This window comes from Halomonas sp. ISL-56 (genome assembly GCF_018612805.1).
GTDB lineage: Bacteria > Pseudomonadota > Gammaproteobacteria > Pseudomonadales > Halomonadaceae > Vreelandella.
Genome location: NZ_JAGGRO010000004.1, coordinates 87,730 through 109,315, shown reverse-complemented (window position 1 = coordinate 109,315; position 21,586 = coordinate 87,730). Strand labels below are relative to the sequence as shown.

The following is a 21,586-nucleotide window of genomic DNA, read 5'->3' as shown; positions in this document are numbered from 1 at the left end:
CACAAACGCTTATCGTAGCATAGTTGTTAGCAGGCTACTTTGCTCAACGTTGGTAATCGACAGTGTTTGACTCCGCTCAATTAGAAATGATTATGCCGCGTCAATCGCGGCATAATGAGATTGATGCTAATTAGGGGAATGCAGTTGATCGGATCAAGCGGGGGTATCAGCCATAAGGCTCTCGTATGGAATTTTCAGCCCGTTATGGAGGCGTTTGATCATGGCGAGGCTCAAGCCCCTGCGACGATTAAGTACTTCTGATACACGACCACTGCTACCGATATAAGTCTCTAAATCACGCTGGGTCAGCCCCTGCTGCTCCATGCGGAATTTAATCGCTTCGATGGGATCCGAGGGGCCGATAGGATAGTGCTCATTTTCGTACTTCTCGATCAAAATAGAGAGTACTTCAAGCTCATCAGCTTCTGCAGTCCCATCTTCTGCGGCCCACAGCTCTTCCAGGCGGGCAAATGTGCGATCAAGGTCGGCATCGTTTCGGATAGGTTGGATATTCATCATATAGTCTCCGCATTTACCTGATCGTACTGTTGATGCGTGCCAACAAATCGAATCCAGGCAATCTGCTGCGTGTATCGAACAGAGACAATCACTCGGTATTTGTTACCGCCGATATTAAAAACGACCCTGCCTCCTTTGAGGATGCTGGCCGTGCCAATCTCAGCTTTGAGCGCCTGAGGAGTTGCCCATGAGGCTTTACTCATCATGTTGTACCACTCAGTGAGAGGTGTTTCGGCGTCGACGAAACCCAGCTCCCAAAATTGACGCAACGTTCGCTTAGCGATAATCCTCATGCGGCCTCCCGTTTTGGGAGAATTTTAGTTTCTCCCTTTTTGGGAGTCAAGCTGAGTTTAGGAATAGAAAACATTGCGCAAAAAAACGGCCACCTGCTGTATTAGCTAAGTGGCCGTTTTTCATGGAATTTTTGGTCGGAATAGCAGGATTCGAACCTACGACCTCTGCCTCCCGAAGGCAGCGCTCTACCAAGCTGAGCTATATTCCGAAAGCTGCCGAGCTGTGTTTGCCTGTGCTCAACAACGGAGATGGATCATACTTAGCTAGAGGTGTTTTTTCAAGTCCTCGGCGGCGTGGTGCGGCAAATTTTATGCTTGGCGATCAACCGCTAAGCGGGCTAACTGGGCCATGCTGTCGCGGTAGGCACTGGGCGGTAGGGCATCCAATTGCTGTAGCGCTTTATCGGCCATCTCTTCGGCGCGCTGGCGGGTGTAGTCGAGTGCGCCGGTAGCGTGAACAATTTCCAGCACGGCGTCGAGCTGCTCAAGCCCGCCATCGCGAATCACCTGACGAATCAGCTTGGCCTGTTCCGGTGTGCCTTGCTCCATGGCGTGGATCAGCGGCAGCGTTGGCTTGCCTTCGGCGAGGTCGTCGCCGACATTTTTGCCCATGGCCTCGGCGTCGCCCTGGTAATCCAACAGGTCGTCAATAAGCTGGAAGGCGAGGCCCAGGTAGCGGCCATAATACTGGAGCGCCTGCTCCTGCTCCGGCGTAGCCTCCGCCAGCACCGCGCCACTGTGGGAAGCCGCTTCGAATAATTTAGCGGTTTTACCCAAAATGGTCTCGAAATAATCTTCTTCAGAGATGCTGGGGTTGCCGATGTTGGTCAACTGCAGCACTTCCCCTTCCGCGATGATGCAGGTGGCGCCAGAGAGAATCGCCATAATGCGCATGGAGCCCACATCCACCATCATCTGAAACGAGCGGGCATAAAGAAAGTCACCGACCAGTACCGAAGGTGCATTGCCCCAGGCATCGTTGGCGGTTTTCTTGCCCCGGCGCATATGCGACTCATCCACCACGTCATCGTGGAGCAGCGTGGAGGTGTGCATAAACTCAATCAACGTGGCCAGCGGAATATGTTTGTCGCCGGTATAGTTGAGGGATCGGGCGGCGAGTAACGCCAACAAAGGGCGCAAACGCTTGCCACCGCTTTCGGTGATGTACTGGCCGATGGTTTCGACCAACGGCACTTTGGAGTTAAGCTGTTCGACAATCGTCCGGTTGACGGCTGCGAAATCATCGGCCACCACGGCGTGCAGCGGTGAAGGCGTTGGGCTGTCAGGCTGTGCTGAGGAAGCGTTAGCGGTCATGGGATACGTTCATCGCGGCAGATGGAGGCGGGAAGTGCCGCCCGAAGTTGTGTTACGTAGTTTGTGTTACGTAGTTGTTTCACGTAGCTGTGGTTACGTCGTTGGAGCCATGCTATGGGGCTGCCTGTTGGGCGTCAAGATACGTACAAGGTTTAAGGTATCGCATTAGTCATCATTGGCAATTGACATTGATCAGTAGTCTTGTGGTAAGAGTAGATAGTCGCTATAATCCGCGACCCACTCATCTTGCTCCCTGTCAGATGGCTCCAAAAGGGGCGCCACTCGCAGCAGGTCGATAAGAGCACGACTCGAAAGAGCGTAGGAGATGAGTGCCGTTTAACCGTTAGAACGGCATTAACGACAGTCCGGAGAGCGACATGTACGCAGTTATCAAAAGCGGTGGTAAGCAGTACCGCGTTCAAGAAGGTCAAACCCTCAAGCTTGAGAAAATCGAAGTCGCTACCGGCGAAACGATTGAGTTTGACGAAGTGCTGATGGTCGCAGACGGCGATGACTTCAACATCGGTGCGCCGATGCTCAGTGGTGCTAAAGTCTCTGCCGAAGTGGTTTCCCACGGCCGTGGCGATAAAGTTACCATCATCAAGTTCCGTCGTCGTAAGCACCACATGAAGCGTCAGGGCCACCGCCAGTGGTTCACTGAAGTCAAAATTACCGGAATTTCTGCGTAAGCGGTCAATTCCCTTAGGAGGATTTTGCAATGGCACATAAAAAGGCAGCTGGCTCCACGCGTAACGGTCGCGATTCCGAGTCCAAACGCTTAGGTGTGAAACTCTTCGGTGGCCAAGCGGCGACTGCGGGTAACATCATCGTTCGTCAGCGCGGCACGCGTTTCCACGCGGGCACAGGCGTTGGCCTTGGTCGTGACCACACACTGTTCGCACTGAGCGACGGTTTTGTGAAATTCGAGACCAAAGGCCCGAAAAACCGCAAGTTTGTTAGCATCGTTTCTGCCTAAACGGCTAGTGCTATGCTCGCGGTTGCGAGAAAAAAAGGCCCCGCTATGGCGGGGCTTTTTTGTCGGTTAAATCTGTTTTCCAATCCGTGTTTCCACAGTTCTATATCAGCAGGCTGTTGGGAATGCAGGGTGAAGAAAAAAAAGTAGTGCATATTAGGGCGGCGGAAGCGGCCGGGAGAATCCAATGCAGTTCGTCGATGAAGCCTCGATTATTGTTGAGGCAGGCAAAGGCGGCAATGGCTGTCTGAGCTTTCGCCGCGAAAAATATGTGCCCAGAGGCGGCCCCGATGGGGGCGATGGCGGCCATGGTGGCAGCGTTTACCTGATTGGTGACGATGCGCTGAATACCTTGATCGATTTTAAGTTTCAGCGCTTCTATAAAGCCCAGAACGGTCAGGGCGGCATGGGCCGACAAATGAGCGGCAAGGCCGGTGAAGACCTGCACGTCAAAGTGCCGGTGGGCACCACGGTGATCGATGAAGACACCCTGGAAGTCATCGCCGATGTCACCGAAATTGGTCAGGTCGTGTTGGTAGGTGAAGGTGGTCGACGTGGGTTGGGTAATATCCACTTTAAGTCGTCGACCAATCGCGCGCCGCGTCGCACCACGCCAGGTACCGATGGCGACCGTCGCAATTTGCGCCTGGAAATGAAGGTGATGGCCGATGTGGGCCTGCTGGGCATGCCCAACGCGGGTAAATCGACGCTGATTCGCTCGGTGTCCGCCGCCAAGCCCAAAGTCGCTAACTACCCGTTCACTACCTTAGTGCCCAACTTGGGCGTGGTAAAACTGGGGATGCACGAGCACTTCGTGATGGCCGACGTACCCGGCTTGATCGAAGGAGCCTCTGAAGGCGCTGGTTTAGGGCTGCGCTTTTTGAAGCACCTGACCCGCACGCGTCTGCTGTTCCACGTGGTCGACGTCGCGCCGTTTGATGAGTCTGACCCGGTGGAAGCGGCCAAGGCCATTGTTCACGAGTTGGGGCAGTTCTCGCCGGCGCTTTCCGAGCGGCCACGTTGGCTGGTGCTGAACAAGTTTGACCTGCTGCCGGAAGATGAGCGTGAAGAGCGTGCCCAGAAGATTATCCAGGCGCTGAACTGGGAAGGCCCGGTATTCCGCATTTCGGCGATCAGCAGCGACGGCACCGATAAGCTGGTGCAAGCGGCCTACCGCTGGTTGACCGAGCAGCGCCGCCTTGAGAACGAAGATGAAGAGGCGCTGGCGCGTGAAGAAGAGATGCGTCGCCGTATGGAAGAGGAGTCGGTTGCGCGTACCGAAGATCGTTTGGGTCGTCGACGTAAGCGCGACGATGAAGATGACGAAGATTTCGACGACGATGATTACGATGTTGAAGTCGAGTACGCGCCTTAGTGGTATTGAATGGGTGCATTCGGTAGTAAGCTTAAAGTTATAAGCTAAAAGGGGGCTGCGTTCGCGCGGCCCCTTTTGTAAGTGCCTGATTGAGGTGGGGTCGCATGGAAAATAACGAGCAAGTACTAGGACGCAGCGCGCTTAGCCGTGCACGGCGAGTCGTGGTCAAAATCGGCAGTGCGCTGCTTACCAACGATGGCCGCGGCCTGGACGAAGCCGCTATTGGCGGCTGGGTGGATCAAATCGCCGCCTTGCACCAGCAGGGGATTGAAGTGGTGCTGGTCTCTTCCGGCGCCGTGGCAGCGGGCATGGTGCGTCTTGGCTGGCAGGTGCGCCCTAGTGCTGTGCACGAGCTCCAGGCCGCTGCGGCGGTGGGTCAAAACGTCTTGACCCAGTGCTATGAAAATCATTTTGCTCGCCATGACATGCTCACCGCGCAAATCCTGCTTACCCACGACGATCTTTCCAACCGTAAGCGCTACCTGAATGCCCTTTCAGCGCTACGCACTCTGGTAGAAATGCGCGTAGTGCCGGTGATAAATGAAAACGACACCGTGGTTACCGATGAGATCCGCTTTGGCGATAACGATACGCTTGGGGCGCTGGTCGCCAATCTACTGGAAGCGGACGCGCTGCTGTTGCTAACCGACCAGGAAGGCCTGTTTGACGCCGATCCACGCCACAACCCCAATGCCCAGATGATTGCCGAAGGGCGCGCCGATGACCCGCGCTTAGCCGCCGTCGCAGGCAGCGGCGGAGCGCTGGGTCGCGGCGGTATGAGCACCAAAGTACGCGCGGCGCAGTTGGCGGCGCGCTCTGGGGCGGTCACGGTCATTGCCAGCGGCCGCCAGCCTGATGCTATTAATCGGATAATGGCCGGCGAGGCGTTGGGCACGTTGCTGCGCCCTGATCAGGTACCCATGGCGGCGCGCAAGCGCTGGCTGGCGGGCCAGCTGCAGGTGCGCGGTACGCTGGTGTTGGATGCCGGGGCAGTCAAAGTGCTGCGCGATAAAGGCTCAAGCCTGCTGGCGGTCGGCGTGCGCGATGTGCAGGGCAGCTTTAAGCGTGGCGATATGGTGGTATGCGTGGATGAGCAGGGCGCCTCAGTAGCCAAAGGCTTGGTCAACTACGGCGCCGATGAAGCACGCCAGTTGGCCGGGCAGCCCAGCCACCAGATTGAGGCGATCCTCGGCTACGTGGAAGCTCATGAGCTGATCCATCGCGATAACTTGGTGGTGATTTAGCCGCGAAGGTGGTTATTTACCCCCTAACGCGGGGCGGTAGTGGCACTTGCCGTGGCCAGTCGTCGGGCACCAAAAATAGTCGTTCATAGCGTTGTTCCTCTGGTTCCTTCTCCGAGTAACAGAGCATAAGCTGCTGAGGTGAGCGCCAGGCGTGAACCTTTTCGATAATCGCTGGCAGCACCTCCGCCGCTGGCCGAAAAGCGCTGCGTAGTGGCGGTGATAGCCAGTGGGGTTTTTCCAGCCATACCATCTTCGGCATGACGGGAAGGCTGGCGGCCAGCTCAGGCCAATGGCGTAAATAGCACCAAGTGCCTCGGCGGTGATCTGCCGTTGCCCCCTCCGGGGCTGGCATCTCCGCGTGCCAGGGGTAATACAGCACGCCAGGCATTGCCAGCCGTTGGGTTAACTGTTCGCTTAAACTTGCTTGAGAAACGCCCAGATCTCGTGGCGTTAACCAATGGGCGAGCGTTTCCAGCGCGGGTAGTGTGTTGGAGAGTGGCAGTTGGTGGCGCTGTAAATGAGTGCACTTGAGCGCCAGGCTATCCAGCCCGCCGGGGCCAATCCAGCGGCTTTGGCTGGTGGGCGCGCCAGGCCCTTCAGGTAGCCCCAGGTAAAACTTGATCGCCACTTCCAAATGCACCGGCGCCGGGTTATCGCGGGTGCGATAGAGCATATCCAACTCGCCTAAGGTAGTGCGCTTGCGGGTGATGCGCACGTTTCGGGCGAGCAATCGCGTATTGGGTGCATGGTCTAACAGCGTGTGCCACAGGCGTTCGTGGTAATGGCCCATGCGGGTAGCGCGGCTGCCGTTCAAAGCGGCCAATGGCGGTCGGCCAAGCTGGCGCAGCCAGGGCAGTAGAGCATTCGCCAAGCCTAGCTCTTTAAGTGTCGGGCGCCCAGCGCAAGGGATGGGGGGCGGCAGCTCAGCCAGGTCAGGCGTGGCGACCAACCAAGCTAAGTCTCTCAGTGCTGACACTGTGCTTAATGCTGACTCCGTGTTTAGTACTGACATCGCGTTGCCGAGTGCTTCATTCTCCAGCACGCCATGAAGGCTATCGTTCAGCACGGATTTCTCCCCAGTACCTTGATAAGGTCGGCACTATAAAGTTAGCTATATGATTGAACAGCCTACCATAAACGCAGCGGGCTCCCCGTAGGGAGCCCGCAAAGCGATTAGCTAACAGTTTTAGCTAACGTTATTAGTCGCGATCAATTTGGGTAACGTCGGAAGAGCCCTGACGAACGCTGATTTCTAGTTCGCGGCCATTTTCATCGCGGCCTTCGATATCGATGATGCCGCTTCTATCGATGTCGAGGTCTTCAAACTCGACCATGCCTTCTTGGCTGGCAACGTCTAACGCTTGGCGAATATCGTCTTCGCTCATGCCCCAGGCACCGCTAATCAGACGCTCACGTTTCTCTTTTAGCGTGTCACCGTTGTCGAGGGAGATTTCCACATCGGCGTACCATTCATCATCCAGCCAGCCTTCTACTTCCACACGGCCACGGCTTTTAATGCTAACTTCTTCGTAGTGGCTGAAACCGTAATCATTGGCGTGGGTCAATACGTCATCGATGCGATCCATCGGCAGCGAATCGGCCTGGGCACTACCGGCAGCCGCGGCAAGCAGTAGAGCAGAGGTCGGGATCAGCAGCATTTTTTTCATGGTATTCATAGCAAATTCCTTCTTTACGTATTTAAACGTGAGTGTCTATACGTCAATGTTTATACAACTATGTTTATACAACAGTGCATAAACGGCATTCAGCGAATGCGACAGGGAATTTATACCACTGCAATACTTTCCTTAAGCTGACAAAACTGTTCATCTAGCGTTCATGTTGCTTTTGGCATGCTGGCGCCATGCGTAAACTCTTCTGCCATCTTATTAAACCGCTGCGCAGCTTCCAACGAGGCACTCGTCGCAACGTCACTGGTTTAGCCCTAGTGCTATTGCTGGTGGGCAGTGCTGTGGGTGACCAGCATTGGGAATCGTTGCACGGCGAAGTGCGCCGGGGTGAAGTGGTGCCTCTTGACTCTATTTTGGATTGGCTGGAAGCCCACTATATAGGTGAAGTGCTTGAGGTTGAGGTTGAGCGTGAAGGGGGATATGTCGAGTACGAAATCAAGCTGCTTGGCCCGCAAGGGCAAGTCGTCGAGTTTGAATTTGATGGCCATAACGGTCAACTGATGTCGATAGAGGGCGTACGTATCAACGATATGCGCCGCTAGCTCGTTGCCATCATTTGCCATATAAAAAGAAGGGTAGTTAGCCAATGAAGTGTTTGTTGGTAGAGGATGACCAGGCGCTGGCGCGTGAGCTAAGTCAGGCGCTGCGTGACGGAGATTGGCTAGTCGAGCATGCAGCGACAGGCCAGGACGCCGATTTCCTAGTGCGCACGGAGGCCTACGACACGCTGATTCTGGATGTCGGGCTACCCGATGGCGATGGTACCCGCTGGCTTTCCGCATGGCGGGAAGATGGTATCGACCTGCCAGTGCTGATCCTGACCGCCCGGGAGCGCTGGGCTGATAAAGCCGCAGGATTTACCGCCGGCGCCGATGACTACGTCACTAAGCCGTTCGAATCGGCGGAAGTACTCTTTCGCCTGCGTGCCCTGGTGCGCCGCAGCCACGGCCATGCCCACCCGGTGCTGAAGGTGGGTGAGCTGAGCTTGGATACCCACACCCAGCACGTTTCACTCGCAGGGCGTCCGGTAGGGTTGACCGCCCAGGAGACCCGTCTGCTGGGTTATTTGATGCACGCCGCGCCGCGGGTCATCAGCCGTACCGAGCTTTCAGAGCACGTTTATGACCGCGACCACGAGCCGGACTCCAACGTGATCGATGTTCAAGTCAGCCGCCTGCGCCGCAAATTGGGCAGTTGGCGCATTGCCACCCTGCGTGGCCAGGGCTATCGGCTATTAGCAGAAGAGCCCGCTAGCGAATGAGTCAAGCCACCACCGCATGGAAAGATCGCTGGGCAAAGCGCTCCATCAGCGTGCGGCTACTGCTGGCGGTGCTGGTGATGGTTGGGCTGGCGCTGCCCATCGCGGGCACGCTGCTATCTCATCATTACCGCGCCGCCGCAACTCAAGCCTTTGACGAGCGCCTGAGCGCCACCCTAAACGTCATCATTGCGGGCGTCACCTACGACAATATTGAACAGCAGCTAGTCCATGACCGGGCGCTTGGCGACCCGCGTTTTGACAGTGTCTATTCCGGCTGGTACTGGCAAATCACCGATGGCGCGGCAAACACCCTGGCTTCGCGTTCGCTGTGGGATCAGCGCCTACCGGTCATCGACAATGACACCCTTAGCGCCCGCTCGATACCTGGCCCCCGTGGCCAGTCGCTGCGCGTGGTGGAGCGGGATATCTATCTGGCGCCGTTAGAGGCGCCGCTGCATATTAGCGTGGCGGCTCGGGACAATGTGTTAGCCCGCGATATTGGTGAATTTCAACGTCTTTTGTGGGGCGGTTTAGTGGGTTTGGGCGTGCTGTTGCTCGGTGTATTGGCGCTGCAAGTACGCTGGGGGCTAGCGCCGCTTCGGCGTATGCATGCCAATCTGCACGATGTAGAACAGGGGCACGCCGAACAGCTGGATACCCGCTTGCCCGACGAGCTGGCGACGTTGGCTGCCTCAATGAACGCGGTGCTGGCCCGCGATCAGCGCTTGATCGAACGTGGCCGCCATACCGCTGGCAACCTTGCCCATGCGCTGAAAACCCCGTTAAGTGTGATGCGCCTACAGCTACGCCAGTTGCCGGAAGCGAACCGCGCTGCCTGGGAGGTTGAGTTGGCACGCGTGGATAGCGCGGTACGCCACCACCTGGCGCGGGCATCAGCAGCAGGCGAGGGCGTACGCTTTGCGCCGATTGATTTACATGCCACCCTGACGCCGTTGCTCAATGGGCTAGCCAGACTTGCCCAGCGCCGTGGCATTGCGCTGTGCCAAACCTGGTCACCTGACGTTAAGGTGCATATGGATGATCAGGATATCCAGGAGCTGGTGGGCAACTTGATGGATAACGCGCTGCGCTGGGCACACAGCGATGTGCAGCTACAAGTAGCGATTGACGAGCAGCGGTTAACCTTAACCGTTAGCGACGATGGCCCCGGCATGTCTGAAGCGGAGTGCCAGCAGGCGGTACAGCGCGGTAAACGGTTGGACGAACAGCGCTCGGGCAGCGGCCTGGGGCTGGCCATTGTGACTGACCTTGTTGCTCTCTACAGCGGCCATATGCAGCTGAGCCGTGCCAGCACTGGCGGGCTGCAAGTGGTGATCGAGCTGCCCGTCGTTGCGCGTACTCGTCGCGCATAATCGTCTCGCGCAATCGTCTCATATTAATAATGGAGACCGCATCGAATGAATGGCACAGATACGCTGCCCGATATAGTCGCCGGCCCCCTGTTAAGACGCATCAGCGCTACCCGTCTAGTGCTTTGGCTGGTCGCCACCCGGCCGCTGAACATGGCCTTGGTACTGCGCCCAGGGCGCTCCGATAGCCAGTCGATTGGTTTAGCGCACCACCAGCAATGCATCGCTATCGGTGAACGCGCATTTATTTACCTGATCGATTGCGAGCTTGACAATTGTGGGCTTGAATCGCCGCTGCCCTGCGACGAGCGCATCGAATACGACCTGCAGGTGGAATCCCCGCAGGGTGATTGGCGCTCTCTGCCCGAATGGGCGCCGTGGTTGTGTTATGACGGTGCCGCCTATCCCGCTTTTGTGATTGCCTCGCGCCATCACCGTCTGATGCACGGCTCCTGTCGCAAGCCTCATCACGATAGTGCCGATGGGCTGGTGCGCGCCGATAGCTGGCTTGCCGAGCAGCAGTCTGCGCCCACCGAATGGCCCGCCTGGCTGTTGATGACCGGTGACCAGGTCTACGCCGATGACGTGGCCGGGCCAATGCTGCGCGCCGTGCATGCGCTGATTGAACGGCTAGGGCTGGTAGATGAGTGGCTGGAAGGCGCTACAGTCGATGATAGTCAGGCGCTTTATCAGTCGCCTGATAGCTATTACCGGCGTGCACAGCTGCTGCCTGATGTGACCAGCAACGCGGCGTTGCGCGAACGCTTTTTCGGCGGTGTCAAAAAGCCGGTGTTTACCTCCGCGAATGCCCATAACCATTTGATGACACTGGCTGAAATGCTTGCCATGTACTGCCTGGTGTGGTCGCCGACGCCCTGGCAAGTGATTGCCCTTGAAGCGCCTGTCTTGGATGAAAAAGACGCCGCGCTGTATCGTCAGGAACAGGCGGTGATCGATACCTTTGTTGACGGTTTGCCCCAGTGCGCGCGGCTAATGGCGCACCTGCCCAGCCTGATGATTTTTGACGACCACGATGTTACCGACGACTGGAACCTAACTGCCGATTGGGAGCGTGCCGCCTACGGCCATCCGTTCTCTAAACGCATTATCGGTAACGCTCTGGTGGCCTATCTGCTCTGCCAAGCCTGGGGTAATGACCCGGATAAAATGAATCCGTTAGTCCACCACGCCTCGACGCTGATGGGCGATGGCGACCAACCGCTAGTCTGCGCTGAGCAGGATGGGCTAATTGAACGGCTGCTGCGTTTTCAGGGTTGGGAGTTTCAGGTGCAGGGCACCCCCGCGCTGATTGTGCTCGATACCCGCACCCGCCGCTGGCGCAGCGAACGCAGCCCGCATCGGCCTTCAGGCTTGATGGACTGGGAGGCGCTAATGGAGATGCAGCAGGCACTAATGGGCGCCAAAAGCGCGGTGATTGTCTCTCCCGCGCCGATGTTCGGTGTCAAGCTGATAGAGGGAATTCAAAAGCTGTTTACCCTCGCCGGTAAGCCGCTGGTGGTAGACGCCGAAAACTGGATGGCCCATAGGGGCGCGGCCAATACGCTGTTGCAGATTTGGCGGCACTCCAAAACCCCCGGCAACTATGTGATTTTGTCTGGGGATGTGCACTACTCGTTTGTCTACGACATTGTGGTTCGCCATCAGCGCCGCGCGCCCCACCTGTGGCAAATTACCTCGAGCGGGATCAAAAATACCTTCCCCAAAAACCTGCTCAATACCTTTGACCGCCTCAACCGCTGGCTCTACGCCCCTTGGTCGCCTCTCAATATATTTACCAAGCGCCGTAAGCTAAGCGTTCACCCCCGCGACCCTGACCGTGCCAGCGCCGGTGAGCGGCTTTGGAATGCCAGCGGTATTGGCCTGGTAACCCTTGACGAGAAAGGCCGGCCTATCGATATCCGTCAGCTTGACGCCGACGGCAGCGAAGTGGTGTTTCCAGCCCCCGAAAAACCTCTCTCTTGACCTCCGTTTAGCGCCAACTACTTGATGCTCTTCATGATTGTCATGATAGCGTCATAAAAATGACGCACGCTTGCAGCTTATCAACAATCTCCAGGGAAGGTGACTCATCATCAGCACCACCGCTGGTTGTCAGGGTGGCAGAAGAGGGCAGCAGGCAAATGACCGCACAAGAAGCGCAGTGGCTTAACCAAATTATTGCGGCAGAAGAACTGCACGTGCTCTTTCAACCCATTGTGGATGCCAGCCAACGGGCGATTTATGGTTATGAAGCGCTGATCCGAGGGCCTAAAACGTCGCCGCTGCACTCGCCGTTACGGCTGTTTGAGGTAGCTACTCAGGCAGGCAAGTTAGTCGAGTTAGATTTGCTTTGTCGGCGCCTGGCAATACAGCGTTTCGCAGAGCTCGATCTGCCCGGTCTGCTGTTTCTTAACGTGATGCCACTGACCATCGTCGAGCGCGATTTCCGCGAAGGCTTAACGCTGGGGTTTATTCGTGACAGCGGTTTGCCTCCAGAGCGGGTGGTGATTGAGCTCACCGAACACGTGCCAATCCATGACTACGAGCTAATGCGCCAAGCGGTGGATCACTACCGCACCATGGGCTTCCAGGTGGCGCTGGATGATCTTGGCGCCGGGCACTCAAGCCTGCGCCACTGGTCTGAGCTACGCCCTGATTTCGTTAAGCTCGACCGCCACTTTATCTCCGGGATCGACCAGGAGCCGGCCAAGCGAGAATTTCTGCGCTCGATTCTTGATGTAGCCCGTAGTCTGGACTGCCAGGTGATTGCCGAAGGCGTGGAGACCGCCGCTGAGCATCTTTGCCTGTGGGAGCTCGATCGCGGGCTGGCGCTGCTGCAAGGCTTCTACTTCGCCCGGCCCAGCCAGCAGCCGCCGTTAGAACTCAATATGCTGCTGCCCGCCACCACGCATCTAAAAAGCCCCGCAGGGCGCACCGCGCGGTCTATTTTACGGGCGATTGACGCTATAACGACGGATTGCGCGGTGCCGTCTATCTCCGAACGGTTTCGCCAACAGCCCAGCTTGCGCTGCGTGGCCGTGCTAGAAAATGGTAAGCCCGTGGCGGTGGTGCGTCGTAATGCGTTTTTAACCCTGTTTACCAATCCCTATAGTCACTCGCTGTATGCCAAGCGCCGCGTTCTGGACGTTGCTGACGCACGTATGCTGGTGGCGGAAGCGGATACGCCACTGGAGATTTTAAGCCAGCAACTGACCGATAGCCGGGATATTGAGCAGGAAGATTTCGTCATTGTTAATGCCATTGGTGACTACCTGGGGATGGGCAATATCGTTGACCTTTTGCGCGAAATTACCGCCATCCAGGTACGCCAAGCGCGCCATGCCAATCCGCTGACCGGCCTGCCGGGCAATATTCTGATCAATGAAACCCTGGCGACCTATTTGTCCGCTGGGCAGGGGTTTGCGGCGGCCTACGTTGATCTGGATAACTTTAAAGCCTTTAACGATGCCTACGGCTACGCACGAGGCGATCACATCATCATTTCGCTATCACGATTACTGCAAGCGCAGGTAGACAGTGCCGGAGGCTTTATCGGCCATATTGGCGGTGACGATTTTATGATGCTGTTACCGCTCGGCCATTGGGAGAGTGTCTGCCAGCAAATTCTGCACTCATTCGAGGTGATGGCGCCGGGCTTCTATGAAGAGGCCGACCGCCTTCAGGGCGGGATTCAAATCGAAAACCGCCAGAATAAACTAACGTTCTTCCCCTTTGTTAGCGTCTCGATAGCGGTGAAGCCCATTCCCGATACGACCCGCTGTCAATCGCTGGATATCGCCAGCGAGCTGTCTGAGTTGAAGCGCCAAGCTAAGAAGATCCCTGGCAACAGTTTGTTCGTGGAGCGTCGTGATCACTGCTCGGATCCCGAGGGCAAACTGATGGGCTCTGTCACCGGGTGTTCATAAAGACGTCACCAACTGGTCATAAGAGTGCCCCCTATTTGTCATTTTAAATCGTCAGGATATCGGCATCTTCTAACAACGCGACAGGTGACCCATGCAGACATCCTTTTTTTCCCATGTGCTTCCCCGCACATTAATTAGCGCCGCCGTTGCCAGTGCTTTCGCCTTAGCTGCGGTGAACGCTTCTGCAGATCTCTCATCACGCTATGTGGATAACGATGGCGATATGGTCGCCGATGCGCCTAGCGATGAGTCGCAGTGGGCCGACCCCGATACCTTGGTGTTTGCCTATACCCCGGTTGAAGATCCTGCGGTTTACGCTGGTGTCTGGTCTGACTTTTTAGAACATCTTAGCGAAGCCACTGGCAAAGAGGTGCAGTTCTTCCCGGTTCAGTCCAACGCTGCACAGTTGGAAGCGCTACGCGCGGGTCGTTTGCATGTCGCCGGGTTTAATACCGGTAGCACGCCCGTGGCCGTTAACTGCGGTGGCTTCCGCCCGTTTGCCATGATGGCTTCTGACGACGGTAGCTTTGGTTACGAAATGGAGATCATCACTTATCCCGGTAGCGGTATCGCGTCGGTTGAAGATCTCGCAGGGCGTCAGATGGCCTTTACCGCTGAAACCTCAAATTCTGGTTTCCGCGCGCCCTCTGCACTGTTGCTTTCTGAGTATGGATTGGAAGCCGATAAAGATTACAGCACCGCGTTCTCAGGCTCTCACGATAATTCCATTCTCGGTGTAGTGAACAAAGATTACGAAGCCGCAGCTATTGCCAACTCTGTTGGCACTCGGATGATTGCTCGTGGTGTCGTTAATGAAGGTGACTACGAGATTATCTATACCTCAGAAACCTTCCCCACCACGGCTTACGGTTTGGCCCACAACCTGAAGCCTGAGCTTGCCGAGAGCATCCGGGACGCGTTCTTCAGCTATGACTGGGAAGGTACTCCTCTCGAAGCGGAATTTGCTAACTCCGGTGAGTCACAGTTCATTCCGATCTCCTACGAGGAAAATTGGTCGGTCATTCGTACCATCGCGGATGCCACTGGCGTGACGTACGACTGCGATTAATCGATTAGCCAACGCGTTTTATTCGGCCAGGAGGGCTCACCTTCTGGCCGTTTCGCTATACATATGAGGTGGAACGATGTTGACACTAAGTGGCGTAGGCAAGCGCTACCCCACCGGGGATCGAGCGCTGACGGATATTGAACTCACGCTGCCCAAAGGCCAAGTCATGGCGCTGATTGGGCCATCGGGCGCGGGTAAAAGCACGCTGATTCGCTGTGTGAACCGGTTGGTTGAACCTACCCAGGGCAGCATTCGCCTGGAAGACATTGAGCTCACCAAGCTTTCAGGCCAGAAGCTGCGTCATGCGCGCCGCTCGATGGGCATGATTTTTCAGGAGTACGCGCTGGTCGATCGGCTCACCGTGATGGAAAACGTGCTGTCAGGGCAGCTCGGCTATGTCGGTTTTTGGCGCAGCTTTTTACGTCGCTACCCGCAGGAAGCCGTGGTTGAAGCTTTCCGGTTACTGGAAAGAGTGGGCCTCCCCCATGCGCTTGATAAGCGTGCCGATGCGCTATCAGGCGGGCAGCGACAGCGGGTGGGGATTGCTCGCGCGCTGTTGCAAAGCCCTAAGTTACTGTTAGTAGATGAACCGACAGCCAGTCTGGATCCAAAAACCTCGCGCCAGATTATGCGCCTGATTCGCGAGCTGTGCGCAGAGAGAGACCTGGCGGCGATCATCAATATTCACGACGTAGCGTTGGCGAAGCAGTTTGCGGATCGTATCGTCGGCCTGCGGGCGGGTGAAATCGTCTTTGACGGTCAGCCGAGCGAACTGACGAGCGAGATACTCACCACGATTTATGGTGAAGAAGATTGGGATACCACGCCCGAACCGATGGAAGAAGACGAAGAAGAGCAACCCGCCGTAGTGCGTTCGACGTCGCATGAGGTAATGCCCGCTTTAGCGACGGGAGGCGCACGATGAACACAGCGAATACATTGGCCGAACGGCGGCAGCAGGCAGCGCGGCGTGGCCAGTGGCGGCGTCTAGCGGTGATCGAAAATCCACGCCTGCGCTGGGGGCTCGCTATCGGCGCGGTGGTGTATCTCTTTTTAGCGCTTGCCTCGGTAGAGGTTAACTGGGCGCGGGTTGCCGAAGGGTCAGCGCGGGCGGTGAATTTTTTGGGCGCCTTTATGCAGCCCGATTTTATCAGCCGTTACGACGATATTGTCGCGGGGTTGATGGAAAGTTTAACCATGACGCTCACCTCTACGGTTGTGGGTGTGCTGCTCGCGATACCGGTTGGCCTGGGCGCAGCGCGTAATATTTCACCCTTGCCGATCTACTTTATCTGCCGCGCCATTATTGCCGTTTCACGCACGTTTCAAGAGATCATCATCGCGATTCTATTTGTGGTGATGTTCGGCTTTGGGCCGCTGGCGGGCATGATCACGCTGGCCTTTGCGACGATTGGCTTTATGGCCAAGCTACTGGCGGAAGATATCGAAGACTTGGATTGGCGTCAGGTTGAGGCTGTACGCGCAACCGGCGCAGGCTGGCTGCAAATCATTAACCAAGCGGTTCAGCCACAGGTCATGCCGCGCTTGATCGGTCTTTCGGTTTATCGGCTGGATATTAATTTCCGCGAGTCGGCGGTGATTGGCATTGTCGGGGCGGGCGGTATCGGCGCTACGCTGAACACTTCGCTAAGCCGCTATGAGTACGATACCTCTGCGGCGATTCTGCTGATCATCATCGCCATCGTGCTGCTGTGCGAGTACAGCTCAAGCCATGTCCGTCGCTGGACCCAGTAATTTTTGGAGACATTAAATGCCTGTTTCATTTACATCACAGGGTCTGCCGGTTTGGCGACGGCGCACCACGCGCGCGCAGTGGTTGCAGTACCTGGCGTGGCTAGCGGGTGTCAGCCTATTTCTACTGTGCTGGAAGTTAATCTCCGACAATACCATGTGGGTGTTCGTCGAGGATGCTGGCCGCCAGGGCAGTGACTTAATTAGTCGCATGATGCCGCCGCGTTGGGAGTATGCCAATGTGCTGTGGAAGCCCATGTGGGACACGCTTAACATTGCAACGCTGGGCACTGTCATCGGCGTCATGATGGCATTTCCGGTAGCGTTTTTGGCTGCTCGTAATACCACGCCGCACCCACTGGTTCGAAGCGTGGCGCTGATGGTGATTGTCTCGTCGCGCTCGATTAACTCGCTGATTTGGGCAATGCTGCTGGTGACCATTCTTGGCCCCGGCGTACTGGCGGGGATTATCGCTATCGCCCTGCGCTCCATCGGCTTTGTGGGCAAGCTGCTGTACGAAGCGATTGAAGAGATTCACCCCACACCGGTAGAGGCGATTAGCGCGACCGGCGCAAGCCGCATGCAGGTGATGAACTACGGCGTATTACCGCAAGTCATGCCCGCCTTTGCCGGCATTAGCGTCTACCGTTGGGACATTAATATCCGCGAGTCAACGGTGCTGGGTTTGGTCGGTGCCGGTGGTATCGGTCTGCAGTTGAATGCCTCGATCAACAGCCTCGCCTGGGATCAGGTCAGCGTTATTTTTATCATGATTTTTGCCACTGTGCTGGTGTCGGAGTGGATCTCCGCGCGGGTGCGCCACGCGATTATCTAATCATCGGCTTCCTAATCTGCAAACTGCCTAGATCGGCGAGGTTACCCCTATGCGCTTTCCTGAAGCCGAACAAACAACGATAGATTTATTGCGCCACGGTGAGCCGGTGGGCGGGCGTATGCTGCGCGGCTCTACCGACCACCCGCTCAGTGAAACCGGCTGGCAGCAGGTCACCGATGCAGTGATGCGCCAAACCGTAGAGGGGCATTTACCCTACGATGCGATTGTCACTTCGCCATTAACGCGCTGCCGCGAATTCGCCCTATGGCTGGGTGAAGAGTTTGATCTGCCGGTTCAGGTGGAAGAGGATTTTGCCGAGCTGCATCTGGGGCGTTGGGAGGGCAAAACCCATGCCCAGGTGTTTGCCGAAGAGGGCACTGGGCGAATGAGTGCGTTTTGGCACGACCCCGCTGCGGTGTCTCCGCCCGGCGGCGAAACCCTGCACGCCTTTGACGCACGACTGGCCGAGGCCTGGCAGCAGCTGTTACGTCATCCACCTGGCAAGCATGTGCTGGTGGTGGCGCACCTGTTTGTCTGCAATGGCCTGCTGCGCCAGGTGATTGAGCAGCCGCTTTCGCGAGTATTGGCAATGGATTTACCCTACGCGGCAATGAGCCGGGTGCGCCATGAGCGTCATGCGCTGGGTGAAACCAGCTTTGTCGAGTGGATCGGCCGCTAACCATTGGCGGCTAGGCAGGCTTTGGGCCATCATGAAAGCACGTTGGTTTATTGGAGCGGCTGCCCATGCTGTTGGTTCGTCTGTGGTCTCTATCTTGCGGGTCGGCACCTTCTGGAAGGTGGCTGCTAACCGGTCTGTTGCTGCTGGCGTTAGCGGGTTGCGCCAGCCGTGATCTTACCCCCATTGAGGCACCGCCTAGCCGCGCAGGCCTCTCTATGGAGCGTGCGCTGATTCTCTCCCATGCCCAGCAGGCCATTGGCACACCGTATCGCTTTGGGGGCAATACGCCCGATGGTCTGGACTGCTCTGGCCTAGTGGAAATGACCTACCGAGCGGCGGGTATTCGCGTGCCGCGTACCGCTGAGGAGCAGTTTCGTGCCTTGCCCCAGGTGGAAGCCCCTCGCCCCGGCGATCTGCTTTTCTTTGGCGAGCGCCGCAAAGCTACTCATGTCGGGATTTATCGTGGCAACGGCCAAATGATTCATGCACCTGGCAATGGCCGTGCAGTAGTCAGCGTGCCGTTAGATATCGATTACTGGCAGGCGCGCTTTTTGGGTGCGGCCAGTCCAGCGCCTTAACTTATTGTCTCGTCAGCCGATAAGGTACTCCTCAGGGTAAAGTACTCCGCAGGGTAAAGTACCTTCGCCTTCATAGGGTGTTATTATGCCTGGCAACACTACTGCCTTCATAATAACGACGCTATTTACCTAATAACGGCTCTAGATAACAACGAATTTATATGGCGATGGCTCAATAAAACGACGAGGAGAGCAAAGACGTATGTTTGAATCCTTGAATTTATCGAAGGAACAGTCTTTGTCTCAACAGCACTCCCAGCCAACACCTTCACTGCCCCGTGTGAACGCGATGCCAACAGCATCCGTCGACCAGACAGCGTCTCCCGCTGAATCGGTATTTTGCTACGCCAATGAAGCGATCATTATTACCGATGCGGAAAATCGGGTGGTGGAGGTGAACCCCGCTTTTTGTGAGTTAACGGGGTTTACCCAGGGTGATGTACAGGGCAAAACGCCGGGAGCATTCAGCATTTTACCGCTGGATGATAGCCGCACCACGCGATTGATGCGTGAAGAGCTGCAATTGCGTGACCGTAGCAAAAGCCAGGTGAGCTACCGTAGCCACGATGGCCAGTTTTATCCGGGGATGATGTCGATTAATCGTGTGCGCGATGAGCACGGTGAGATCGATCACCATGTGATTGTGTTGGCTGACCTTTCAGCTATTCCAGCACATGCCCGACACCTTAATCGAGAAGTCTATTTTGATGCCCTTACCGGGCTACCTAACCTGCAATTGCTGACCCAATTGATTCAAGAGTCCATGCAGCATGTAGAAGCGCAGCAGCTACCCCTGGCGGTGTGCTCGCTGGATATCGATTTCTTCAAAAATATTAATGACCGTTTGGGTTCCACCGTGGGCGATGCGCTGCTGTCTTCTTTTTCGCAGCGTATAAGCCATCTGCTGTTTGGGGATGATGTGTTGGCGCGAGTGGGGGGCGACGAGTTTGTACTGTTACTCCACCATGGCGTCGATGACGATTTTTTTGAGAAGTTGTTAGCCTCCATTCGCCAACCACTGATGATTGACGGGCAGAGTATTCACCTGACGGCAAGTTTGGGGGTGACGCTCTACCCAAATGACAACGTTCAGGGCGATCTACTGTTACGTCATGCCAATCAGGCGATGTACCGTGCCAAACAGCGTGGCCGCGATACCTTTCACTTTTTTGACCCGAACCATGACCGCTTACTGCAGGTGCGCCATGAGCAGCGCCAGCGTTTTATAGATGCACTCAATAACCAGGAGCTGCGCCTGTATTATCAGCCCCAGGTTGATATGCGTAGTGGCAACGTGGTGGGCCTGGAGGCGCTGATTCGTTGGCAACACCCTGAAGAGGGATTGCTTGCGCCCGCGCAGTTTCTACCCATTATCGATAATACGCCGTTAGAAGTGGATCTTGGCGAGTGGGTCATTGAGCAGGCGTTGCGCCAGTTAACTAAATGGCATGCTCAAGGCATTGCGCTGCCGATCAATGTGAATATAAGCCCTACGCATTTGCTAGTGGATAACTTTAGTCAACGTTTAGGCGAACTGCTGGCACGCCACCCCGATGTGCCGCCCGCAATGCTCAAACTCGAAGTGCTGGAGAGTGCTGCAATGCACGACATCCAGGCCGCACTGCAAAATATGTCGCGCTGTCAGTCACTGGGCGTGAGTTTTGCTATCGATGACTTTGGTACCGGGTTTTCGTCGTTAACCCACCTACGGCAGCTGCCGGTCAGCCTGATCAAAATAGACCAGAGCTTTGTCCGCGACATGCTCAGCGATCAAGACGATATGGCGATCGTGGAGAGCGTTATTTATATGGCTAATCGCTTTAAACGGCCTATGTTGGCAGAAGGTGTAGAAACCTTAGAGCATGCCAAAGCCTTGATGTCGCTGGGGTGCGAGTTAGCTCAAGGCTATGGTATTGCCCGCCCGATGCCTGCCGAAGCACTGCCTGCCTGGCTGGCGAATTGGCCTAGTCGCGGGGAGTGGAATTCCCTCGCAGTGTCGACCAACTAAGCGGCTAGCTCATCAGCGGCTGATGCATCTGAGGGGGGCGTGTTAGTGGATGTAGCAGTGGGTGAGGTTGCCGCGGCGCCGTTGCTGCGAGCTTGCTCCATTTCACTGCGCTGCATGGACGCTTCGAGCTTAGCTTCCAGCAGGTACTGCCGTGCTTGGGCGGCAATTTGGTAATCTGTCGGGGACGGATCTGCAGGTGCCATTGCCGCAGCGATCACCGTCTGCATTTTTTCGATAGTGGCTTGGGGGTCGTTGGGCACCGGGCCATAATCGATGGGTACCTCCCCCGCGACTGCATAGCGCTTGCCATCGGGGCCAACTTCGTACTCGTAGCTGGCGCCGCCCGTATAGGCGCCGCCCGCTATTTGGTGCGCCATCTCGTGTTGGCGTACTTCGCGGTCGGTCTGTTTAAGTTGATCTAAGTACTGAATCTCTTCCGGCGCCATAGGCGTGCCGTCCGCCCGTTTGGGGCCAGCCTCAGCACTGCTAATCTCTTCGCTGCTCTCTTCACTAGCGCTAGTCGTTTTTGGGTCGTCGGTAGACGCCGTATCTTCTTCAAGTGCACGGCTTTTAGCGGCTTGCTCAACCCGCGGGGAGATTGTATTCGCTGAAGGGTACGCCCAGGCAGCGAGGGACACAGTGCTAATGGAAGAAACGGCCATAGTTAATTACCGACTAAGTACGAGTTGGGATACCATG

The 21,586-nt window shown here is 56.4% G+C and carries 22 protein-coding genes and 1 tRNA gene; 16 read left to right on the top strand and 7 right to left on the bottom strand.

All coding sequences use genetic code 11. The annotated features are described in order from the left end of the window. Window positions 1-153: 153 nt before the first annotated feature. The 4 genes from J7J49_RS02605 to ispB form a co-directional block, all read right to left on the bottom strand. Window positions 154-519 (bottom strand): helix-turn-helix domain-containing protein, encoded by a 366-nt coding sequence (locus tag J7J49_RS02605; protein ID WP_251048105.1) that lies wholly within the window; start codon window positions 517-519, stop codon window positions 154-156. After that, complete coding sequence (locus J7J49_RS02600; RefSeq protein WP_215089952.1) at window positions 516-812, bottom strand: type II toxin-antitoxin system HigB family toxin; 297 nt, start codon at window positions 810-812, stop codon at window positions 516-518. Before J7J49_RS02600 ends, J7J49_RS02605 begins: the two co-directional genes overlap by 4 nt. A 132-nt stretch (window positions 813-944) precedes the next feature. Beyond that, window positions 945-1,021: transfer RNA gene (locus J7J49_RS02595), tRNA-Pro, on the bottom strand. 100 nt (window positions 1,022-1,121) lie between these two features. Further along, window positions 1,122-2,126 carry an octaprenyl diphosphate synthase gene (gene ispB, locus J7J49_RS02590; RefSeq protein WP_064235025.1) on the bottom strand — a complete coding sequence of 335 codons (1,005 nt, stop codon included), beginning with the start codon at window positions 2,124-2,126 and terminating at the stop codon, window positions 1,122-1,124. 377 nt (window positions 2,127-2,503) lie between these two features. Here ispB and rplU point away from each other — a divergent pair, with 377 nt between their 5' ends. The 4 genes from rplU to proB all read left to right on the top strand — a co-directional run bounded on the left by rplU (window position 2,504) and on the right by proB (window position 5,718). Beyond that, window positions 2,504-2,815: a 50S ribosomal protein L21 gene (gene rplU / locus J7J49_RS02585; RefSeq protein WP_035582831.1), complete on the top strand. Its 312-nt coding sequence runs from the start codon at window positions 2,504-2,506 to the stop codon at window positions 2,813-2,815. 29 nt (window positions 2,816-2,844) lie between these two features. Then, window positions 2,845-3,102, top strand: a complete 258-nt coding sequence (rpmA, locus tag J7J49_RS02580; RefSeq protein WP_008957069.1) for a 50S ribosomal protein L27 — start codon at window positions 2,845-2,847, stop codon at window positions 3,100-3,102. Window positions 3,103-3,286: 184 nt separating this feature from the next. Then, window positions 3,287-4,474 (top strand): Obg family GTPase CgtA, encoded by a 1,188-nt coding sequence (gene cgtA, locus J7J49_RS02575; RefSeq protein WP_035582832.1) that lies wholly within the window; start codon window positions 3,287-3,289, stop codon window positions 4,472-4,474. Window positions 4,475-4,578: 104 nt separating this feature from the next. Further along, window positions 4,579-5,718, top strand: coding sequence for a glutamate 5-kinase (gene proB / locus J7J49_RS02570; protein WP_064235024.1), 1,140 nt, complete (start codon window positions 4,579-4,581; stop codon window positions 5,716-5,718). A gap of 16 nt (window positions 5,719-5,734) precedes the next feature. On the opposite strand, the gene J7J49_RS02565 is transcribed toward proB, so the two are convergent. Next, window positions 5,735-6,730: a DUF1853 family protein gene (locus J7J49_RS02565; RefSeq protein ID WP_215090249.1), complete on the bottom strand. Its 996-nt coding sequence runs from the start codon at window positions 6,728-6,730 to the stop codon at window positions 5,735-5,737. 187 nt (window positions 6,731-6,917) lie between these two features. After that, complete coding sequence (locus J7J49_RS02560; protein WP_064235023.1) at window positions 6,918-7,394, bottom strand: hypothetical protein; 477 nt, start codon at window positions 7,392-7,394, stop codon at window positions 6,918-6,920. Window positions 7,395-7,582: 188 nt separating this feature from the next. Between J7J49_RS02560 and J7J49_RS02555 the strand changes: the two genes are divergently transcribed. The 12 genes from J7J49_RS02555 to J7J49_RS02500 all read left to right on the top strand — a co-directional run bounded on the left by J7J49_RS02555 (window position 7,583) and on the right by J7J49_RS02500 (window position 20,887). Continuing rightward, a complete protein-coding gene (locus J7J49_RS02555) occupies window positions 7,583-7,951 on the top strand; it encodes a PepSY domain-containing protein (RefSeq protein ID WP_064235022.1) in 369 nt (122 codons plus the stop codon). A gap of 44 nt (window positions 7,952-7,995) precedes the next feature. After that, window positions 7,996-8,670, top strand: coding sequence for a winged helix-turn-helix domain-containing protein (locus tag J7J49_RS02550; RefSeq protein WP_215089950.1), 675 nt, complete (start codon window positions 7,996-7,998; stop codon window positions 8,668-8,670). Next, on the top strand, window positions 8,667-10,043 hold the full coding sequence (locus J7J49_RS02545) for a sensor histidine kinase (protein ID WP_215089948.1): 1,377 nt from the start codon (window positions 8,667-8,669) through the stop codon (window positions 10,041-10,043). The genes J7J49_RS02550 and J7J49_RS02545 overlap by 4 nt, the downstream gene beginning before the upstream one ends. Window positions 10,044-10,088: 45 nt before the next feature. Then, entirely contained in the window at window positions 10,089-12,023 is a 1,935-nt protein-coding gene (locus J7J49_RS02540; protein ID WP_215089946.1) for an alkaline phosphatase D family protein, read from the top strand. Between the two features lie 158 nt (window positions 12,024-12,181). Then, window positions 12,182-13,966 carry a bifunctional diguanylate cyclase/phosphodiesterase gene (locus J7J49_RS02535; protein ID WP_215089944.1) on the top strand — a complete coding sequence of 595 codons (1,785 nt, stop codon included), beginning with the start codon at window positions 12,182-12,184 and terminating at the stop codon, window positions 13,964-13,966. A 91-nt stretch (window positions 13,967-14,057) separates the two neighbouring features. Further along, window positions 14,058-15,035 (top strand): phosphate/phosphite/phosphonate ABC transporter substrate-binding protein, encoded by a 978-nt coding sequence (phnD, locus tag J7J49_RS02530; RefSeq protein WP_215089942.1) that lies wholly within the window; start codon window positions 14,058-14,060, stop codon window positions 15,033-15,035. Window positions 15,036-15,111: 76 nt separating this feature from the next. Next, window positions 15,112-15,960, top strand: a complete 849-nt coding sequence (gene phnC, locus J7J49_RS02525; RefSeq protein ID WP_007111875.1) for a phosphonate ABC transporter ATP-binding protein — start codon at window positions 15,112-15,114, stop codon at window positions 15,958-15,960. Further along, window positions 15,957-16,790 carry a phosphonate ABC transporter, permease protein PhnE gene (gene phnE, locus J7J49_RS02520; RefSeq protein WP_215089940.1) on the top strand — a complete coding sequence of 278 codons (834 nt, stop codon included), beginning with the start codon at window positions 15,957-15,959 and terminating at the stop codon, window positions 16,788-16,790. Before phnC ends, phnE (J7J49_RS02520) begins: the two co-directional genes overlap by 4 nt. A 16-nt stretch (window positions 16,791-16,806) precedes the next feature. Next, complete coding sequence (gene phnE / locus J7J49_RS02515; RefSeq protein WP_040479492.1) at window positions 16,807-17,622, top strand: phosphonate ABC transporter, permease protein PhnE; 816 nt, start codon at window positions 16,807-16,809, stop codon at window positions 17,620-17,622. A gap of 49 nt (window positions 17,623-17,671) precedes the next feature. Beyond that, on the top strand, window positions 17,672-18,301 hold the full coding sequence (locus tag J7J49_RS02510; RefSeq protein WP_215089938.1) for a histidine phosphatase family protein: 630 nt from the start codon (window positions 17,672-17,674) through the stop codon (window positions 18,299-18,301). 65 nt (window positions 18,302-18,366) lie between these two features. Further along, window positions 18,367-18,879: a C40 family peptidase gene (locus tag J7J49_RS02505; protein ID WP_064235012.1), complete on the top strand. Its 513-nt coding sequence runs from the start codon at window positions 18,367-18,369 to the stop codon at window positions 18,877-18,879. Between the two features lie 202 nt (window positions 18,880-19,081). Beyond that, a complete protein-coding gene (locus J7J49_RS02500; protein WP_082906679.1) occupies window positions 19,082-20,887 on the top strand; it encodes a putative bifunctional diguanylate cyclase/phosphodiesterase in 1,806 nt (601 codons plus the stop codon). On the opposite strand, the gene J7J49_RS02495 is transcribed toward J7J49_RS02500, so the two are convergent. Then, entirely contained in the window at window positions 20,884-21,549 is a 666-nt protein-coding gene (locus J7J49_RS02495) for a putative metalloprotease CJM1_0395 family protein (RefSeq protein ID WP_064235010.1), read from the bottom strand. The genes J7J49_RS02500 and J7J49_RS02495 overlap by 4 nt on opposite strands. Between the last annotated feature and the right edge of the window lie 37 nt (window positions 21,550-21,586).

Coding starts and splice junctions, on each gene's coding strand:
- J7J49_RS02540 (WP_215089946.1), top strand. CDS start 10,089: ATGAATGGCACAGATACGCTGCCCGATATAGTCGCCGGCCCCCTGTTA.
- J7J49_RS02495 (WP_064235010.1), bottom strand. CDS start 21,549: ATGGCCGTTTCTTCCATTAGCACTGTGTCCCTCGCTGCCTGGGCGTAC.
- J7J49_RS02605 (WP_251048105.1), bottom strand. CDS start 519: ATGATGAATATCCAACCTATCCGAAACGATGCCGACCTTGATCGCACA.
- phnC (WP_007111875.1), top strand. CDS start 15,112: ATGTTGACACTAAGTGGCGTAGGCAAGCGCTACCCCACCGGGGATCGA.
- J7J49_RS02500 (WP_082906679.1), top strand. CDS start 19,082: ATGTTTGAATCCTTGAATTTATCGAAGGAACAGTCTTTGTCTCAACAG.
- phnE (WP_040479492.1), top strand. CDS start 16,807: ATGCCTGTTTCATTTACATCACAGGGTCTGCCGGTTTGGCGACGGCGC.
- proB (WP_064235024.1), top strand. CDS start 4,579: ATGGAAAATAACGAGCAAGTACTAGGACGCAGCGCGCTTAGCCGTGCA.
- cgtA (WP_035582832.1), top strand. CDS start 3,287: ATGCAGTTCGTCGATGAAGCCTCGATTATTGTTGAGGCAGGCAAAGGC.
- J7J49_RS02550 (WP_215089950.1), top strand. CDS start 7,996: ATGAAGTGTTTGTTGGTAGAGGATGACCAGGCGCTGGCGCGTGAGCTA.
- J7J49_RS02505 (WP_064235012.1), top strand. CDS start 18,367: ATGCTGTTGGTTCGTCTGTGGTCTCTATCTTGCGGGTCGGCACCTTCT.
- J7J49_RS02560 (WP_064235023.1), bottom strand. CDS start 7,394: ATGAATACCATGAAAAAAATGCTGCTGATCCCGACCTCTGCTCTACTG.
- rpmA (WP_008957069.1), top strand. CDS start 2,845: ATGGCACATAAAAAGGCAGCTGGCTCCACGCGTAACGGTCGCGATTCC.
- phnE (WP_215089940.1), top strand. CDS start 15,957: ATGAACACAGCGAATACATTGGCCGAACGGCGGCAGCAGGCAGCGCGG.
- phnD (WP_215089942.1), top strand. CDS start 14,058: ATGCAGACATCCTTTTTTTCCCATGTGCTTCCCCGCACATTAATTAGC.
- J7J49_RS02510 (WP_215089938.1), top strand. CDS start 17,672: ATGCGCTTTCCTGAAGCCGAACAAACAACGATAGATTTATTGCGCCAC.
- J7J49_RS02545 (WP_215089948.1), top strand. CDS start 8,667: ATGAGTCAAGCCACCACCGCATGGAAAGATCGCTGGGCAAAGCGCTCC.
- J7J49_RS02600 (WP_215089952.1), bottom strand. CDS start 812: ATGAGGATTATCGCTAAGCGAACGTTGCGTCAATTTTGGGAGCTGGGT.
- rplU (WP_035582831.1), top strand. CDS start 2,504: ATGTACGCAGTTATCAAAAGCGGTGGTAAGCAGTACCGCGTTCAAGAA.
- J7J49_RS02565 (WP_215090249.1), bottom strand. CDS start 6,730: ATGTCAGTACTAAACACGGAGTCAGCATTAAGCACAGTGTCAGCACTG.
- J7J49_RS02555 (WP_064235022.1), top strand. CDS start 7,583: ATGCGTAAACTCTTCTGCCATCTTATTAAACCGCTGCGCAGCTTCCAA.
- ispB (WP_064235025.1), bottom strand. CDS start 2,126: ATGACCGCTAACGCTTCCTCAGCACAGCCTGACAGCCCAACGCCTTCA.
- J7J49_RS02535 (WP_215089944.1), top strand. CDS start 12,182: ATGACCGCACAAGAAGCGCAGTGGCTTAACCAAATTATTGCGGCAGAA.